This window comes from Streptomyces sp. CY-1, assembly GCF_047218265.1.
GTDB lineage: Bacteria > Actinomycetota > Actinomycetes > Streptomycetales > Streptomycetaceae > Streptomyces > Streptomyces niphimycinicus.
This window is the reverse complement of sequence record NZ_CP178393.1, coordinates 10,765,555-10,780,733: the sequence shown is the minus strand read 5'-3', so window position 1 is coordinate 10,780,733 and position 15,179 is coordinate 10,765,555. Positions and strand designations below refer to the sequence as shown.

Below are 15,179 nucleotides of genomic sequence, written 5' to 3'. Positions count from 1 at the left end.
TAGATTCGCCGCATCGGACCGGAGAACTGCGGCGAATGCGTGGTTCCTCCCCTGTGGTCCGCCGATTCCCCGCTCCCGGAGATCCAGGAGATCCCCATGCCATCGCCTTTTGCCCCGACCGCCCGCATCGGCGAGTCCTTCGCCGGGGAGGGTGCCAACGCCGCGCACACGAACGTCGTGATCGGACGCAAGGGCGGACCCGTCGAGACGGCCTGGGCCACGGCGCTGGCCACGCCCAGCGCCGGACACGTTCCCTTCGTGACGATCGTGCGGCCCTCGGTCCCGGTGAAGCCGCTGACGCTGTTCGTGCCGAAGGCCGCCGCGGAGGGTGAGCTGCATCAGCGCGCCACCTGGGGCTCCGCCCAGGCCGGTCTGGCGCGGGGCGTCGCGGACGCGGTCCAGGGCGGTCTGCTGCCCGCCGAGGAGGCCGACGATCTGCTGATCATCGCCGCGATCTGGGTGAACCCGGCGGTCGACGACCTGGATGTGTCCTTCCGCAATCAGCGCGCCGCCGCGTACGAGGCGGTGCGGGCCGCGGTGACCGGCACCCCGACGGTGGCCGATGTCCTCGCGGCCGCCGAGGAAGGCCCGGCGAACCCGTTCTACGCCCCGACCTCCGAGGTGCTCACCCGATGAAGATCACGGACATCACCCTGGACCGGCTGCGCCTGGAGCTGGACCCGCCGTTCCGGGCCGCGTGGGACCCCGAGCCACGGCGCCACTTCGACGCGACGATCGTCCGCGTCCACACCGACGAGGGGATCACCGGTATCGGCTCCGGTGATCTGATGGACGGCTTCGACACCTACAAGCACCTGTTCGTCGGCGAGGACCCGCTCGACATCACCCGGCACGTCAAGGCCATCGAGACCGCCAACTTCCACGGCGCCCACTACTGGCCGCTGGAGGCGGCGCTGTGGGACATCATCGGCAAGGTGCACGGCCGCCCGGTGGCGGAGCTGTTCGGCAACGCGGCCAAGAAGCTGCCCGCCTACGCCTCCTGCGGTGAGCTCAAGTCGCCGCGGGAGCGCGTCGCCACCGCGCTGAAGGTCCGCGAAGCGGGCTTCCGCGCAATGAAGATACGCATCGACCGCAGCCGGGTGGACGAGGGGATCGCCGCGGTCCGCGCCGTACGCGAGGAACTGGGCGCGGACTTCGAGATCATGGTGGACCTGAACCAGTCGTGGCGCATGGCGGGCGACACCGCGGGCGCCACCGACCTCGCCCGGACCCGCAAGACCATCGCGCGGCTGGCCGAGCTCGACGTGTTCTGGGTCGAGGAGCCGCTGCCCTACGGCGACCTGGCGGGCTTCAAGCGGCTGCGGGCCGAGAACCCCGGGGTGCGCATCGCGGCCGGCGAGATGCACCACTCCCCCACCGAGCTGCTGCGCTACCTCGAAGAGGACGCCCTGGACATCTACCAGATGGACGTGGTGCTCGCGATCGGCATGCACCGCGCCCGCACCCTGGCGGAAGTCGCCCAGCTCAAGCACCGCCACTTCACCCCGCATAGCTGGACCAACGGCATCGGCGTGCTCGCCAATCTGCATGTGGCGGCGGGGGTCGGCGGCGGCCCGTTCTTCGAGTTCCCCTACGACCCGCCCGGGTGGACCCCGGAGCGCCGGGACTTCATGCTCGCCGAACCGGTGCGGGTCGGCGGCGACGGCAACCTCGAGATACCCGCGCGGCCGGGCCTCGGTATCGAACTCGACGAAGACGCGATCGACCGGTGGAGGATCACATGACGCATGGCATCGACGCCCTGCTCGCCCGCTCGTACGACCAGTGGGTGGCCGCGGCCGGCACACTCACCGTCGAGACCCGGCTGTTCATCGACGGCCGCTTCACCGACGCCCTGTCCGGCGACAGCTTCACCAGCGTCTCGCCGCGCGACGGTGCGGTGCTCGCCAAGGTGCAGGCGGCGGGGGCCGAGGACGTGGACCGTGCCGTACGCGGCGCGCGCGCCGCCTTCGAGGACGGCCGGTGGCGCGACCTCCCGCCCAAGGAGCGCAAGGGTGTCCTGCTGCGCTGGGCCGAGCTGATCCGGGCGAACGCCGAGGAGCTGGCCCTCCTCGACACCCTGGAGATGGGCAAGCCCATCACCGAGTCCGTGCGGATCGACGTGGACAAGGCCGCCGAGACCATCGCCTGGTACGCCGAGGCCATCGACAAGACCTACGACGAGGTGGCGCCGACCCCGGGCGACGCGATCGCCCTGATCACCCGGGAGCCCCTGGGCGTCATCGGCGCGGTCGTCCCGTGGAACTACGCGCTGCTGATCGCCAGTTGGAAGCTGGGCCCGGCCCTGGCCACCGGCAACAGCGTCGTCCTCAAACCGGCCGAGCAGACCTCCCTGGCCGCCCTGCGGCTGGCCGCCCTCGCCTGCGAGGCGGGTCTGCCGGACGGGGTGTTCAACGTCGTCCCGGGCCGCGGCGAGGTGGCCGGACAGGCGCTGGGCCGCCACCCGGAGGTCGACAAGATCGCCTTCACCGGCTCGGCGGAGGTGGCCCGGCTCTTCCAGGTGTACGCGGGCGAGTCCAACGGCAAGCAGGTGGCCGTCGAGGCGGGTGGCAAGTCGCCCCAGCTCCTGTTGCCCGACGCCGATATCGAGGCCGCCGCGTCGGCCGTGGCCTGGGGCATCTTCTACAACGCCGGACAGACCTGCAACGCCGGTTCCCGTGTCGTGGTCCACGCCTCCGTCAAGGACCGGCTTCTGGACGCCCTGCGCCGGATCACCGCGGAGACCTTCCGGGTGGGCGATCCGCTCGACCCGGCCACCGTCATGGGCCCCCTGGTCGACGAGACCCAGCTCGCCACCGTCCTCGGCTATGTCGAACGCGGTGTGGCGGACGGGGCGAGCGTGGTGTTCGGCGGTGGCCGCACCCTCACCGAGTCGGGCGGCAGCTTTGTCGAACCGACCGTTCTGGACGGGGTGGTGAACACCTCCGCCGTCGGCCAGCAGGAGATCTTCGGCCCGGTCCTGGCCATCGTGACCTACGACGGCGACGCCGACGAGGGGATACGGCTGGCCAACGAGAGCGACTACGGGCTCGTCGCCTCCGTCTGGACACGTGATGTGGCCGTCGCCCACCGCGCCGCCAAGCGACTGCGGGCCGGGACGGTCTGGATCAACACCTTCGACGCCAGCGATGTCATCACCCCCTTCGGCGGCTTCAAGGCCACCGGCGCGGGCCGGGACAAGTCCCTGCACGCACTGGACGCGTACACCGCGCTGAAGACCACCTGGATCAACCTGGCCTGAACCGGCCACGGTGCACGGACCTGTCCAACCCTCCCCTCTTTACTTATCTCTTCTCACCACAGCGAGGACAACGATGAGGATCGGTTTCATCGGCCTGGGCAACATGGGACGCCACATGGCCCGCCATCTCATCCACGCGGGCCACCTGGTCACCGTGCACGACACCCGGCCCGAGGCCGCCGCCGAGCATCTGGCGCTCGGCGCCCGCTGGGCCGATTCCCCCGCGACCTGTGCCGAAGGCGCGGAATTCCTGATCACGATGCTCCCCACCCCGCGCATCGTGGAGGACGTGCTGCTGCGCGGTGGCGCGGCCGAGGCCCTGCCGCCCGGTGCCCTGTGGATCGACATGTCTACCTCGACCCCCGCGGCCGCGGACCGTGTCGCCGCCGATGTGCTGGACGGGCGCGGGGTGCGCCGGCTCGACGCACCGGTCAGCGGCATGGCGCGGGGCGCCGAGGCCGGCGCACTTCAGATCTTCGCCGGCGGTACGGACGACGACTTCCGCATCGCCCTGCCCGTCCTCGAAGCCATGGGCGATCCGGACCGGATTCTGCACGTCGGCCCGCCCGGAGCGGGCTACACCGTCAAGCTCATGCTCAACCTGCTCTGGTTCAGCCACCTGGTCGCCACCTCCGAGGTGCTCGCCATGGGCGTCAAGGCGGGCGTCGACCTCGGGACGCTGCGCAGCTCGCTGCTGGCGAGCCCGGCCGCCTCCTCCTTCGTCGAGAAGGACCTCATGTCCATCCTCGCCGACGGTGACTACGACGACTCGTTCGCCATGGCACTGGCCTGCAAGGATCTGGGGCTCGCCGTCGACCTCGGCCGCGACCTGGGCGTGTCGACCGAACTGTCCGCACTCGTCGAGCAGATCTACCGCCGGTCCAAGGCCCATCACGGCGAGCTCGCCGGTGAGATGAGCCCCGTCCGCCTCTACGAGGCCCTGGCCGGGCAGGAGTTCCGGCTGCCCGACCCGACCATCGCGCCGGCCGACGCGACACTCGCGGTCTGAGAACGAGCGAACGCCACCACGACGCCAGGAGCCGCACCCCATGACCTCTTCCGGGCCCGGCGGTCCCACACCGCTGAGCATCGACCCCACCTGCCGTATCGAGTTCGGCCCCGGCCGCATCGGCCGGCTCCCCGCACTGATCGCGGCCACCGGCCACGATCGCGCCTTCGTCGTCACCGACCACGGCCTGCGCGCCGCGGGCGTCCTGGAGCCGGTCCTGGGGACCCTCCGGGCCGCCGGGCTGGAGTACGCCGTCTACGACGAGGTGGCCCCCAACCCGTCCACCGCCAACGTCGACGCGGGTGCCGCACGGGCCCGTACGTTCGGCACCGCCGCGGTCGTCGCGCTCGGCGGTGGCTCGGTACTCGACGCGGCGAAGGGCATATCCCTGCTGGTCGGCAACCCGAAGGCGACGGCCGCCGACGCCGACGAACTGTGGGAGGCGGCCGACGGACTCCCGCTCGTCGCGATCCCCACGACCTCCGGCACCGGCGCCGAGACCAACGGCTTCGGGGTCATCGAGGACACCACCGCCTGCCGCAAGGTCTACCTCGGCCACCCCTCCGTGAAGCCGCGCATCGCGCTGCTCGACCCGGAGCTCACCCTGGGCCTGCCCGCACCCGCCACCGCCGCCACCGGTATCGACGCCCTCGTCCACGGCATCGAGTCACTCGCCTCGCGTGGCGCGAACCCGGTCTCCACCGCCTACGCCACCCAGGCCGTGACCATGGTCAGCCGCGCCCTGCCCGCCGCGTACCGGGACGGCTCGGATCTCGACGCCCGCGCCGAGCTGATGCTGGGAGCCCATCTCGCGGGCCAGGCGCTCAGCCTCTCCGGGCTCGGGCTGATCCATGGCATCGGCCACGCGCTGACCGCGCACACCGGCACTCCTCACGGCGTCGCCCTCGCCGCCGTCCTGGAGGAGGTGATGGAGTTCAACGCCCCCGCCGCGCAGGGCGCCTATGAGCAGGTGGCGCGCGCCATGCGGCTGGCACCGCCCGCCGACGGGGACTGGGCGCGGGCCGCCATCGAAGCGGTACGCGAGATCGCGGGCGCCGTCGAGGTGAAGCGCCCTCTGCGGACGCTGGGCGCCGACCGCGACATGCTGCCCGCCATCGCCGCCGGAGCGGTGGCGGACGCGGTGACGAAGAACAACCCCCTGCCCCCCGATCACACCCAGGTCCTGGACATCCTCACCACCACCTACTGACCGTGGCGCGCCACCGTGACCTGGACGATCCGGGCACGGTGGCGACCACTGTCACATGCGCGGACCCGGCGGTGTCTTCATGCCGAACAGGCAACCGCACAGGGAGAACACCATGTCGCTACGCGTTCCGAAGGGGGAGCTCCCCACCGAGCTCCGGGAAAACCTGCTCAAGCAGCTCGGCGAGGTGCCCGAGCCCGACGAGGTGCTGTGGAACAACCCCAAGGTGGCCGAGGCGAACCGGGAGTTCGCGGCCAAGCTGGGCGCGTGGGACGCGGCCGACGCGAGCCTCAAGACGTTCGCGCATATGGCGGTCGCCGCACAGATCGGGTGCAGTTGGTGCCTCGATGTCAACTACTTCCTCGCGCTGAACCAGAACCTGGACCTGGCCAAGGCCAGCCAGGTGCCGCGCTGGCGGGAGTCGGAGGTGTTCACGCCGCTGGAGCGGGACGTCCTGGAGTACGCCGAGGCCATGACGCATACACCGCCGACCGTCACCGACGAGTTGTCCGCGGGCCTGCTCGACCGGCTCGGCCCGGCGGCGCTGGTCGAACTCACCGTGTACATCGGCTTCGCCAACTTCGCGAGCAGGTGCAATACGGCCCACGGAATCACCTCGCAGGGCTACTCCGACGCCTGCGGGATTCCGCTGGCCGGGCGCGCCGCGCAGTCGTCCGGCGTAGCGTCCACGGCATGACCGAGGATCCGTTCGTCGCCCATCGCAGCCTGCTGTTCACGGTCGCCTACGAGATGCTCGGGTCGGCCGCCGACGCGGAGGACGTGGTCCAGGAGTCCTGGCTGCGGTGGGCCGGCGTCGACCGGTCGCGGGTGCGTGACCCGCGGGCCTATCTCGTCCGCACGGTCACCCGCCAGGCGCTCAACCGCCTGCGGACACTGTCGCGCCGCCGTGAGGAATACATCGGCGAGTGGCTGCCGGAACCGCTGCTGACCAGCCCCGATGTCGCCGAGGACATCGAGCTCGCGGAGAGCGTGTCGATCGCGATGCTGACCGTCCTGGAAACACTCGGACCGGCCGAGCGGGCGGTGTTCGTGCTGCGCGAGGTCTTCGACATGCCGTACGGAGAGATCGCCGAGGCCATCGGGAAGTCCGCGGCCACGGTGCGGCAGATCGCCCGACGGGCGCGCGAGCATGTGGCGGCCCGGCGGCCGCGGATGCGGGTGAGCCGCTCGGAGCAACAGGCCGTGGTGGAGCGGTTCCTGGCCGCGCTGCGGACCGGGCAGGTGCGGGAGCTGATGGAGATCATGGCGCCGGACGTGGTCATGATCGCCGACGGTGGCGGGGTGGTGGCCGCCGCGCGGGCTCCGATCCACGGCGTCGGGGAAGTGGCGAAGTTGCTGGCGCGCGCGCACCAGGTGGTGGCCGCGTTCGAGACGGCGCCCGTATGGCTCAACGGCGCGCCCGCGGGCCGGCTCGTCTTCGACGGCGAACCGTCCGCGGTGAGCCTCCTGGTGGAGAACGGGCGCATCGCCCGGATCTATGTGGTGAGAAATCCACGGAAACTGACCCGGCTGGATGTACCGGCCGAACTCACCAGGTAGGCGCGCCACAGCTCTGATGCCATGGGTGTTCCGGGCGGACCGCCTGGAACACCCACGCCCGCACGGGGGCGGCCCTCCCTAGTGGTGCCAGGCATGTCCACCCGTGTTGTGGATGAATCGCTGGAGCACCTTGACCGTCGTCAGGTACTCCTCGTCGGAGATGCCCGCGTGCCGTTCCGTCCGCAGTTCGTCCTGGAGGGCCGCGGCCTTGTCGAAGAAGGTTCTGCCCTCGGCCGTCAGGCCCAGATGTCCCTCGGCGTCCTCGGTGATCCAGCCCTGGGCGATGGTCCGGTCGATCTCCTCCTCCATGACCTCCGGACCCGCTTCGAGATAGTTGCTGAGCAGGCCGGACACCTCCTCGCGGGTCTTGGCGGGGTCGGCGTGGGCGACCTGCGCGAGGACCCACCACTGTGGCTGGGTGGTGCCGATCCCGGCGAGCGTGGCCTGGATGCGGGTGACAACGGCTTTGTACGCCGCCCAACTCCAGTAGCCGATGGGCTGCCGTATCAGTTCGGCGTCGCTGTGGGAGTACTCCATGGCCGGTCCCTCCGTCTGTGCTTGAACTCGTTCGACGAAACCGACCGTAAAAGTTGAACCGGACGTGAAGTCAAGGACGCCCGGCCCCCGCGCCTCGCGGTCGCCACCTCACCCGTACGACGCGTCCGGGGCAGCGAGTTGGTCGCCGAGGGTGCTTCGCCGGTACATCACCTGCCGTCCGTGGCGTGCCCTGGTGACCAGTCCGGTGGCATGCAGCACGCGCAGGTGCTGGGAGACGGCACTCGGCGTCACCCGGAGGCGGCGGGCGAGCTCGACGGTGGGCAGTGGTTCCTCCAGGAGGCCGAGAAGCCTCGCCCGGGGCACGCCGATGAGCGACACGAGAGCGGGCGCGCCGGCGGTGGGCGCCGAGGCCCAGAGCGTCGCCACCCCACGGCTGGGATAGACCAGCGACGGAGGTTCCGCCGGGCTCACCGGGGGCGCGGGCTTGTGCGCGAAGACGGATGGCAGGAGGAGCAGTCCTCGGCCGGATGCCGCGACCTGGTGCCGGCTGATCATCTTGGCGATGTACAGCACCCCGTTGTGCCAGCGCAGGTTGGGGTGCATATCGGCGAAGAGCAGGCGGGCGCCGCCCATGGCCAGTTGCCGTGCGCGGTAGGTCATGTCCGCCTCCACGACCAGTCGCATCCGCGGCCACATCGGCTTGATGGCGATCTCCCAGTACTGCCGCAGGAGTGCGCAGATGGTGTCGCGGAGTGCGGCGACGGGTGCGTCATCGGCGGCGGTGGCATCGCGCAGCGCCGGCGGCAGCGGGTCCGGCGCATGGGTGGCCGGCAGGTCGCGGCGGACCAGGCCGGGAGGGGTCCGGCGGACGACGGCCAGTTCGTCCTCGAAGGCCGGGGCGAAGCTCGCGGGGCGCGGAGTCAGAAAGTCCGGGAGGGTGCGTCTCCGTGCCACCAGGGACATCAGCAGCTCCGTGTCCAGTTCGCCGAGTGCGCCGAGTACGGATCTGCGCCACGGGAGATGCACCGCGGACAGGCCCGGATCGTGCAGCACCCGCAGGCTGAACACCGTCTCGTTCAAGGGCGATACGGCGAACCGCGTATCCGCCAGGTCCTCGACATCGAGCACAAAGCTGATCATTAAGCCATACGCTACATCGATTGGCAGGGGCACGCCGGTGCCATGGACTTCAGCCCATGACGCATCCCACGCACGCACAGGCCATGGCCGTGGCGCCCGGTGCCGCCGATGGGCCGGTGGACTGACGAATGAGCCGCCGCATGGTCCTGCTCCTCGCCGTCACCTGCGCGGTGGCGGTGGGCAACATCTACTTCCCGCAGTCCATCGGCCCGCTGGTCGCCGACGGACTGCGGGTGTCGGACGACTCGGCCGCCCTGGTGGTGACCGCCACCCAGGTCGGCTACACGGCCGGGATCGTCCTGCTGGTGCCGCTCGGCGACCGGATCCCGCACCGCTCGTCCCTCGTCGTCCTGCTCGCCCTCAGCGGCCTGGCCCTGCTCGCCGCGGGGTGCGCACCGGCCCTGCCGCCCCTCGTCGCCGCCAGTGCTCTCGTCGGTCTGACCACCGTGGCCGCGCAGATCGTGGGCCCGCTGGCGGCCGGACTGGTGGCCGCCGACCGCCGAGGAGCGGTGATCGGCACCCTGCTGAGCGGATCGACCGGCGGCATGCTGCTGGCCCGCACCTTCAGCGGCACACTCGGCGAATGGCTGGGCTGGCGGGCCCCCTATTTCGTGGCCGCGGTCGTGGCCCTGCTCCTCGCCACCGTCCTGGCGTTCACGGTGCCGCCCACGGCCCCGGCCTCCCGGCAGTCCTACCCCGCGCTCCTGGCCGAACCGCTGCGGCTGCTGCGCACCGAGCCGGAGCTGCGCCGCTCCTGCCTGTACCAGGCGACCGTCTTCGCCGGGTTCTCGGCCGTCTGGACCTGTCTGGCACTCCTGCTCACCGGTCCGGCCTACGGGCTGGGTGCCCAGGCCGTAGGCATGCTCGCCCTGGTCGGCGCGGCGACCATGTTCTGCACCCCGCTCGCCGGCCGACTGGTGGACCGCCGAGGGCCCGATCCGGTGAACCTCGCCTGCATGCTCGGGGTCCTCGTCTCCGCCATGATCCTCGCCGCGGGCGCCCGCGGCGGAACGCCGGGCCTGGCCGCCCTGACGGTCGGCACACTGCTCCTGGACGTGGCGATGCAGTCGGGCATGGTGGCCAACCAGACGCGCGTCTACGCACTGCGTCCGGACGCCCGCAGCAGACTCAACACCGCCTATATGACCTGCGCCTATCTGGGCGGCAGCGCGGGTTCCTGGCTCGGCGTCCAGGTCTGGAGCCGGGCCGGCTGGTGGGGTGTGTGCGCACTCGTCACCGTCCTCACCGGGATCGCCCTGGTCCGCCATCTGCCGACGGTGCGCCGATCCCGGGAGAGTCCGCCCCGTGGGGAGATCCCGGAGGGCCGTGTCGTCGGTTCCGGCTCGGGCGCCACGCCGTAGAGCACCGCCGCTACGCTCCGGAGTCCTCCCCCGGCAACGCGGTGAGCAGCTCGCTCGTCGTGAGGATGGCATGGGCGAACGTGGGGCCGTTCAGCTCGTGTGCGGAATGCATCATCTCGGGCTTGGCGGCGGCGGTGGCGTCACGGACCAGCGTGACGTGGTAGCCGAGCTCCATGGCGAAACGTCCGGTGGACTCGATGCAGGTGTTCGCCAGCAGTCCGATGAGGATCACATGGGTGATGCCGTGCTGCCTGAGCTGCATATTCAGGTCGGTATTGGCGAACCCGCTCTGCGCCCAGTGCTCATGGGCCACCACCTCCCCCGGCCGGGGCTGGAAGTCGGGGTGGAACTCCCCGCCCCAGGTGTCCCGGGCGAAGCTGTGCCGCACCATGATGTTCCGCTGGGTCGGGTTGGGGTGGGTCCACGACTCGTAGTCACCCGGCTCCCAGCGGCGGTGCGGGACGAACACCACCCGCACCCCGCACTGCCGGGCGGCGCCGACGACGGCGCGCAGATTGTCCAGCAGGCCGACCTTCTCGGCGACGCCCTGCACCACCGGCCAGACCTTGCCTCCCTCGGAGAGGAAGTCGTTGTACGGGTCGACCAGCAGCACTGCCGTTCGCCGGGGGTCATAGGTCTCGGCTGCCATGATGTCCCCTCCGCCCTCTGGAAGATCACTCATCGCCCGGGCAGGCCATGTTCCGGCCCGGCCGAGTACCCCCCCGTTCGGCCACTCAGTCGGCGACGGTCCCGCGCGTGATGGGGCCGCGGGCGGCGCCTGGGACCGACTGACGGTGAAACCCACTTCCCGGATCTCTCATCGCCCTCTACTCTAGGTAGACCTACCTACCTAGTTTGTCGGGATGCATGCGATGAGTGAGACCGGTACGAGGACGACGGATCCCGGAAGGCGGCGGCCCGCGCGGGAGCGCCTGCTGGCGGCTGCCGCGCGGCGCTTCTACGCCGACGGTGTGACGACGACCGGAATCGACACGATCACCACCGAAGCCGGCGTGGCGAAGATGAGCCTGTACAACAACTTCTCCTCCAAGTCCGATCTCGTCAGGGCCTATCTCGACGCCCGGCACGAGGAGTGGCTCGCGCTGTACGCATCCCGGCTGGAGCAGGCCCAGAGCCCCCGCGACGGTGTCCTCGCGGTCTTCGACGCCTACGCCGATCACGCGGCGTTCGCCTATGAGCGCGGCTTTCGCGGCTGCGGACTGCTCAACGCGGCGGCCGAGCTGCCCGCCGGAGACGAGGGGCGGAGTGTCGTACGCCGCCACAAGGAGGAGGTCGAGCGCCTGATCGCCGGGCACCTCGAAGAACTGCTGCCCGACCGCCCCGACGACGTGCGCACCACGGCGGAGCATCTGTCGTTCCTGCTGGAGGGCGCGATGGCGCGCGCCGGTCTGGAAGGCGACGGCAACCGGCTTCGGCACGCCCGCGCGATGGCGGCGGCCCTGCTGGACAGGCTGTGAGGCGGCCCACCGGATCCGGCGCCCGTTCGGCGGGCGCCGGATCGTTGTGCGTGCTCGCCGCTTCCGTGCTGTGGGGCACCACCGGCACCGCGGCGACCTTCGCCCCGGGGGTCGGGCCGCTCGCCATCGGCGCCGTCGCCATGGGCCTGGGCGGGCTGCTCCAAGCCCTGGTCGCCGCCCCCCGCATCGTCCGTCAGGCCCCACGGCTGCGGGCGCGGCGCGGCGCCGTACTGCTCGGGGCGCTCGCGGTGGCGGTCTACCCCCTGGCGTTCTACAGCTCGATGCACCTGGCCGGAGTGGCGGTGGGAACCGTGGTGTCGATCGGTATGGCGCCACTGGCCTCAGCCGTGATCGAACGTGTCATGGACCGGCGGCGGCTGACGCGCCGCTGGACACTCGGCGCTGCCTTGGGCCTTCTGGGCACCCTCCTGCTGTGCGCGGCCCAAGCCACTCAGGACCCGGGCGACCGGGGGCAGCCATCCATGGCCGCCACGATGCTCGGCGTGGGACTGGGCCTCATCGCGGCCACGACCTACGCCCTCTACTCCTGGGCGGCGCACCGGCTGATCACTCATGGCATCGCCTCCCGCGCGGCGATGGGCACGGTGTTCGGCCTGGGCGGAGTGCTCCTCGTGCCCGTCCTCCTGGTCACCGGCGCCCCGCTGCTCGACTCCGGGACCAATATGGCCGTGGGCGCCTATATGGCGGTGGTGCCCATGTTCGCCGGCTACGTCCTGTTCGGCTGGGGGCTGGCGCATGTGCCCGCGAGCACGGCGACCACGCTCTCCCTGCTCGAGCCGGCCGTCGCCGCCGTCCTCGCCGTGCTGGTCATCGGCGAACGGCTGCCCGCCGTCGGCTGGACCGGCATCGCGCTCGTCCTCGCCTGCCTGGCCGTCCTCACCGCCCCGACAGCCGTCTTGGGGCGGCGCCGACAGCGGCCGGAAGGCGTGACGCCGCCACAGCGCACGGCGGCGGAGCACACCGTTGCCCGGCCGGGCCCGGGGCGGGTGCCGTAGCGGAGTCCGCGGACCGCAGGAGGAGTCTGCCAGGTGCCCGGTGCGCCACCGCCGACGCGTCCCCCGGTTCAGGTCGCGGTCGCGGCGGCGGCCGCACGGCCCGCGGCGCGGCCCGAGAACAGGCAGCCGCCGAGGAAGGTGCCCTCCAGGGAGCGGTAGCCGTGCACTCCCCCGCCGCCGAAGCCCGAGACCTCACCGGCCGCGTACAGACCGGTGATGGGGTTGCCGGAGCCGTCCAGGACGCGGCCGGAGAGGTCGGTCTGGAGGCCGCCGAGGGTCTTGCGGGTGAGGATGTTGAGGCGCACGGCGATCAGCGGTCCGGCGGACGGGTCCAGGATCCGGTGCGCGGAGGCAGTGCGGCTGAGCGCGTCCCCGGGGTAGGCGAGCGCGTTGCGGATGCCCATGACCTGGACGTCCTTGGTGTACGGGTTGGCGATCTCGCGGTCGCGGGCCTCGATCTGCCGGGTGAGGTCCGCCAGGTCGATGAGGTTGTCGCCGGTCAACTTGTTCATGCCCGCGACCAGTTGGGGCAGGGTGCTCGCGACGACGAAGTCCTCGCCCTTGTCCCGGAATCGCTGGATCGGCTCGGGTGTCTGCCAGATGCGGGAGAGGAGCTGGAGGATGTCCTTGTTGGTCAGGTCCGGGTTCTGCTCGGAGCCCGAGAGCGCGAACTCCTTGGCCATGATCTTCTGGGTGGTGACGAACCAGGAGTAGTCATAGCCGGTGGCGGTGATCGTCCCGAGGGTGTGCAGAGTGTCGTAGCCCGGGATGTCGGGGGTGGAGAAGCGCTTGCCCTTCGCGTCGAACCACATCGAGGAGGGGCCCGGCAGAATGCGGATGCCATGGCCCGGCCAGATCGGGTCGTAGTTCCTGAGGCCCTCGGTGTAGTGCCACATGCGGTCGGGGTTGACGATCCGTCCGCCCGCCTTCTCGGTGATCGCGAGCATCCGGCCGTCCACATACGCCGGGACGCCGGTGACCATGAACTTCGGCGGTGTGCCGAGCCGGTCGGGCCAGTTCCGCCGCACGAGATCGTGGTTGGCGCCGATACCGCCGGAGGTGACGATCACCACCGGGGCGTTGAGCTCGAAGTGGCCGACCACGGTGCGCGAGGTGGGCTTGCCGCGGGCGGCGTCGCTGGGTTCCAGGATCGAGCCGCTGACCCCGGTGACGGCACCGCCGGTGACCACCAGATCGTCCACCCGGTGCCGGAACTTGAAGGTCACCCGCCCGTCCTTCGCGGCGGCCCGCACCTTCTTCTCGAACGGCTCGACCACGGCCGGACCGGTGCCCCAGGTGACATGGAAACGCGGCACCGAGTTGCCGTGCCCGTCCGCGAGGCCGCCACCGCGCTCGGCCCAGCCGACGATCGGGAACCACTGCACGCCGAGCCCGTGCAGCCAGGACCGCTTCTCCCCGGCCGCGAAGTCCACGTATGCCTCGGCCCATTTGCGGGCCCAGTAGTCCTGGCCGCCGGGGTCCAAGACGCCGCGGTCGAAGCCGGCCGTGCCGAGCCAGTCCTGCCAGGCCAGTTCGTGGGTGTCCTTGATGCCCATCAGCCGCTGTTCCTCGGAGTCGACGAAGAACAGGCCGCCGAAGGACCAGAACGCCTGGCCGCCGAGGTTGCTCTCGGGCTCCTGGTCGAGGAGGAGCACCTTGCGTCCCGCGGCCGCCAGTTCGGCCGTCGCGACCAGCCCGGCGAGCCCGCCGCCGACCACGATGGCGTCCGCGTCCGAGGACGCCCCGGAGGCGGCGAAGGCCGGACCGGCCGCCTGGGCGAGCGCGGCGCCGGCGAGCACACCGCCCGCCGCCGTCAGGGCGCGGCGGCGGCTGATCCCGGCGAGCGAAGCGGCGTTCTCTGTGGAGTTCTCCATGGGCTGCCTTCCGGAAGGGGGTTCGGAGGGTGCGGGAGATGCGGAGGGGGTTGCCGCGACGGCAACGTGTTACCGACGGTAGCCCACCGGGTGCGGGGCCGCCAGACTCCTGCTCCCAATGAGCAACTCCCGGCAGCCGCAGGGAACTTCGGCCGGTCAGCGCCCGCCGGACGACGGCTCGGGCGAGGCGCGCGGCCGTGGCGAGAAGGCGTACAGATCGAGGATGTCGGGCAGCGGCGCCACACCGGGGCCGCCCGCCGCGACCCAGGCCACGACGTCCTCTGTCGCGTCCGGGTCGTTGACCAGGCCGAGCCACACCGGCCTGCCCCCGGCGGCACGTCCGGCGGCCGATGGCTGCACCACGATCACATTGGCCCGATCGCAGACGTCCAGACACTCGGAGACGCGTACGGGCGCCTCCTCACCGAGCCGTGCGAGCTGCGCCGCATGGTCGATTCCGGTCACCTTGGGGCTGCCGCAGCAGCAGTCCCGGCATACGGTCACCCGGCATGGCACCGGGTCGGTCGGCCTCACAGGCATGCCGCAGCACCCTCCTCCGGGGAAGTCCGCCCCCCACGCGGCGGAGCCGCACATCGACACACCCCGTCGAGGAGGCGACCGCGTGAGTCTCCTGGCTCTCGGGTCGATGCTCGTCCCGGCCTTCCCACCCGCGTATACGGGCAGTGGCCTGTTCGGGATCCGCTCGCCGATCACAGTGGCGGCACCGCGCCGGATTCACACCGGCTTCCTCGTCCCGCCGTCGCCTTTGTCGCC

Annotated in this window: 15 protein-coding genes and 1 riboswitch; of the genes, 10 read left to right on the top strand and 5 right to left on the bottom strand. The window is 71.3% G+C overall.

The genetic code is table 11. The annotated features are described in order from the left end of the window. Nucleotides 1–96 precede the first annotated feature (96 nt). The 7 genes from fae to ACK1X7_RS45420 all read left to right on the top strand — a co-directional run bounded on the left by fae (nt 97) and on the right by ACK1X7_RS45420 (nt 7,038). On the top strand, nt 97–636 hold the full coding sequence (gene fae, locus ACK1X7_RS45450; RefSeq protein WP_361497665.1) for a formaldehyde-activating enzyme: 540 nt from the start codon (nt 97–99) through the stop codon (nt 634–636). Further along, nucleotides 633–1,745 carry a mandelate racemase/muconate lactonizing enzyme family protein gene (locus ACK1X7_RS45445; RefSeq protein ID WP_413116679.1) on the top strand — a complete coding sequence of 371 codons (1,113 nt, stop codon included), beginning with the start codon at nt 633–635 and terminating at the stop codon, nt 1,743–1,745. The genes fae and ACK1X7_RS45445 overlap by 4 nt, the downstream gene beginning before the upstream one ends. Continuing rightward, nucleotides 1,742–3,262 (top strand): aldehyde dehydrogenase, encoded by a 1,521-nt coding sequence (locus ACK1X7_RS45440; RefSeq protein ID WP_390792230.1) that lies wholly within the window; start codon nt 1,742–1,744, stop codon nt 3,260–3,262. Before ACK1X7_RS45445 ends, ACK1X7_RS45440 begins: the two co-directional genes overlap by 4 nt. A 73-nt stretch (nt 3,263–3,335) precedes the next feature. Beyond that, entirely contained in the window at nt 3,336–4,271 is a 936-nt protein-coding gene (locus ACK1X7_RS45435; RefSeq protein WP_385149689.1) for an NAD(P)-dependent oxidoreductase, read from the top strand. 40 nt (nt 4,272–4,311) lie between these two features. After that, entirely contained in the window at nt 4,312–5,481 is a 1,170-nt protein-coding gene (locus ACK1X7_RS45430; RefSeq protein WP_390792228.1) for an iron-containing alcohol dehydrogenase, read from the top strand. Between the two features lie 112 nt (nt 5,482–5,593). Beyond that, the gene (locus ACK1X7_RS45425) at nt 5,594–6,175 is read left to right on the top strand and encodes a carboxymuconolactone decarboxylase family protein (protein ID WP_385149695.1); all 582 of its coding nucleotides are present in this window, start codon (nt 5,594–5,596) and stop codon (nt 6,173–6,175) included. Continuing rightward, complete coding sequence (locus ACK1X7_RS45420; RefSeq protein ID WP_385149698.1) at nt 6,172–7,038, top strand: RNA polymerase sigma-70 factor; 867 nt, start codon at nt 6,172–6,174, stop codon at nt 7,036–7,038. The genes ACK1X7_RS45425 and ACK1X7_RS45420 overlap by 4 nt, the downstream gene beginning before the upstream one ends. Nucleotides 7,039–7,116: 78 nt before the next feature. Here the strand turns inward: ACK1X7_RS45420 and ACK1X7_RS45415 are convergent, their stop codons facing one another. Further along, nucleotides 7,117–7,575: a MarR family winged helix-turn-helix transcriptional regulator gene (locus ACK1X7_RS45415; protein ID WP_385149701.1), complete on the bottom strand. Its 459-nt coding sequence runs from the start codon at nt 7,573–7,575 to the stop codon at nt 7,117–7,119. Between the two features lie 108 nt (nt 7,576–7,683). Further along, nucleotides 7,684–8,676 (bottom strand): ArsR/SmtB family transcription factor, encoded by a 993-nt coding sequence (locus tag ACK1X7_RS45410; protein WP_390792227.1) that lies wholly within the window; start codon nt 8,674–8,676, stop codon nt 7,684–7,686. 128 nt (nt 8,677–8,804) lie between these two features. Here ACK1X7_RS45410 and ACK1X7_RS45405 point away from each other — a divergent pair, with 128 nt between their 5' ends. Beyond that, complete coding sequence (locus tag ACK1X7_RS45405; RefSeq protein ID WP_390792459.1) at nt 8,805–10,037, top strand: MFS transporter; 1,233 nt, start codon at nt 8,805–8,807, stop codon at nt 10,035–10,037. A 10-nt stretch (nt 10,038–10,047) separates the two neighbouring features. On the opposite strand, the gene ACK1X7_RS45400 is transcribed toward ACK1X7_RS45405, so the two are convergent. After that, nucleotides 10,048–10,686: an isochorismatase family cysteine hydrolase gene (locus tag ACK1X7_RS45400; RefSeq protein WP_398160855.1), complete on the bottom strand. Its 639-nt coding sequence runs from the start codon at nt 10,684–10,686 to the stop codon at nt 10,048–10,050. A 223-nt stretch (nt 10,687–10,909) separates the two neighbouring features. On the opposite strand from ACK1X7_RS45400, the gene ACK1X7_RS45395 reads away from it, so the two are divergent. Together ACK1X7_RS45395 and ACK1X7_RS45390 are read left to right on the top strand one after the other, a co-directional pair. After that, the gene (locus ACK1X7_RS45395) at nt 10,910–11,515 is read left to right on the top strand and encodes a TetR/AcrR family transcriptional regulator (RefSeq protein WP_385149712.1); all 606 of its coding nucleotides are present in this window, start codon (nt 10,910–10,912) and stop codon (nt 11,513–11,515) included. A gap of 50 nt (nt 11,516–11,565) precedes the next feature. Further along, nucleotides 11,566–12,531 carry a DMT family transporter gene (locus ACK1X7_RS45390; RefSeq protein WP_385149715.1) on the top strand — a complete coding sequence of 322 codons (966 nt, stop codon included), beginning with the start codon at nt 11,566–11,568 and terminating at the stop codon, nt 12,529–12,531. A 68-nt stretch (nt 12,532–12,599) separates the two neighbouring features. Here ACK1X7_RS45390 and ACK1X7_RS45385 read toward each other — a convergent pair whose 3' ends face one another. Beyond that, nucleotides 12,600–14,405 carry an FAD-binding dehydrogenase gene (locus ACK1X7_RS45385; RefSeq protein ID WP_413116678.1) on the bottom strand — a complete coding sequence of 602 codons (1,806 nt, stop codon included), beginning with the start codon at nt 14,403–14,405 and terminating at the stop codon, nt 12,600–12,602. A gap of 156 nt (nt 14,406–14,561) precedes the next feature. Beyond that, entirely contained in the window at nt 14,562–14,945 is a 384-nt protein-coding gene (locus tag ACK1X7_RS45380; protein WP_385149721.1) for a (2Fe-2S) ferredoxin domain-containing protein, read from the bottom strand. An 84-nt stretch (nt 14,946–15,029) separates the two neighbouring features. Then, a riboswitch (cobalamin riboswitch) is annotated at nt 15,030–15,156 on the bottom strand. Nucleotides 15,157–15,179: the final 23 nt, after the last annotated feature.

Bases quoted from the DNA above. Each gene is read 5' to 3' on its own strand.
- fae (WP_361497665.1), top strand. From the start codon at position 97: ATGCCATCGCCTTTTGCCCCGACCGCCCGCATCGGCGAGTCCTTCGCC.
- ACK1X7_RS45445 (WP_413116679.1), top strand. From the start codon at position 633: ATGAAGATCACGGACATCACCCTGGACCGGCTGCGCCTGGAGCTGGAC.
- ACK1X7_RS45440 (WP_390792230.1), top strand. From the start codon at position 1,742: ATGACGCATGGCATCGACGCCCTGCTCGCCCGCTCGTACGACCAGTGG.
- ACK1X7_RS45435 (WP_385149689.1), top strand. From the start codon at position 3,336: ATGAGGATCGGTTTCATCGGCCTGGGCAACATGGGACGCCACATGGCC.
- ACK1X7_RS45430 (WP_390792228.1), top strand. From the start codon at position 4,312: ATGACCTCTTCCGGGCCCGGCGGTCCCACACCGCTGAGCATCGACCCC.
- ACK1X7_RS45425 (WP_385149695.1), top strand. From the start codon at position 5,594: ATGTCGCTACGCGTTCCGAAGGGGGAGCTCCCCACCGAGCTCCGGGAA.
- ACK1X7_RS45420 (WP_385149698.1), top strand. From the start codon at position 6,172: ATGACCGAGGATCCGTTCGTCGCCCATCGCAGCCTGCTGTTCACGGTC.
- ACK1X7_RS45415 (WP_385149701.1), bottom strand. From the start codon at position 7,575: ATGGAGTACTCCCACAGCGACGCCGAACTGATACGGCAGCCCATCGGC.
- ACK1X7_RS45410 (WP_390792227.1), bottom strand. From the start codon at position 8,676: ATGATCAGCTTTGTGCTCGATGTCGAGGACCTGGCGGATACGCGGTTC.
- ACK1X7_RS45405 (WP_390792459.1), top strand. From the start codon at position 8,805: ATGAGCCGCCGCATGGTCCTGCTCCTCGCCGTCACCTGCGCGGTGGCG.
- ACK1X7_RS45400 (WP_398160855.1), bottom strand. From the start codon at position 10,686: ATGGCAGCCGAGACCTATGACCCCCGGCGAACGGCAGTGCTGCTGGTC.
- ACK1X7_RS45395 (WP_385149712.1), top strand. From the start codon at position 10,910: ATGAGTGAGACCGGTACGAGGACGACGGATCCCGGAAGGCGGCGGCCC.
- ACK1X7_RS45385 (WP_413116678.1), bottom strand. From the start codon at position 14,405: ATGGAGAACTCCACAGAGAACGCCGCTTCGCTCGCCGGGATCAGCCGC.
- ACK1X7_RS45380 (WP_385149721.1), bottom strand. From the start codon at position 14,945: ATGCCTGTGAGGCCGACCGACCCGGTGCCATGCCGGGTGACCGTATGC.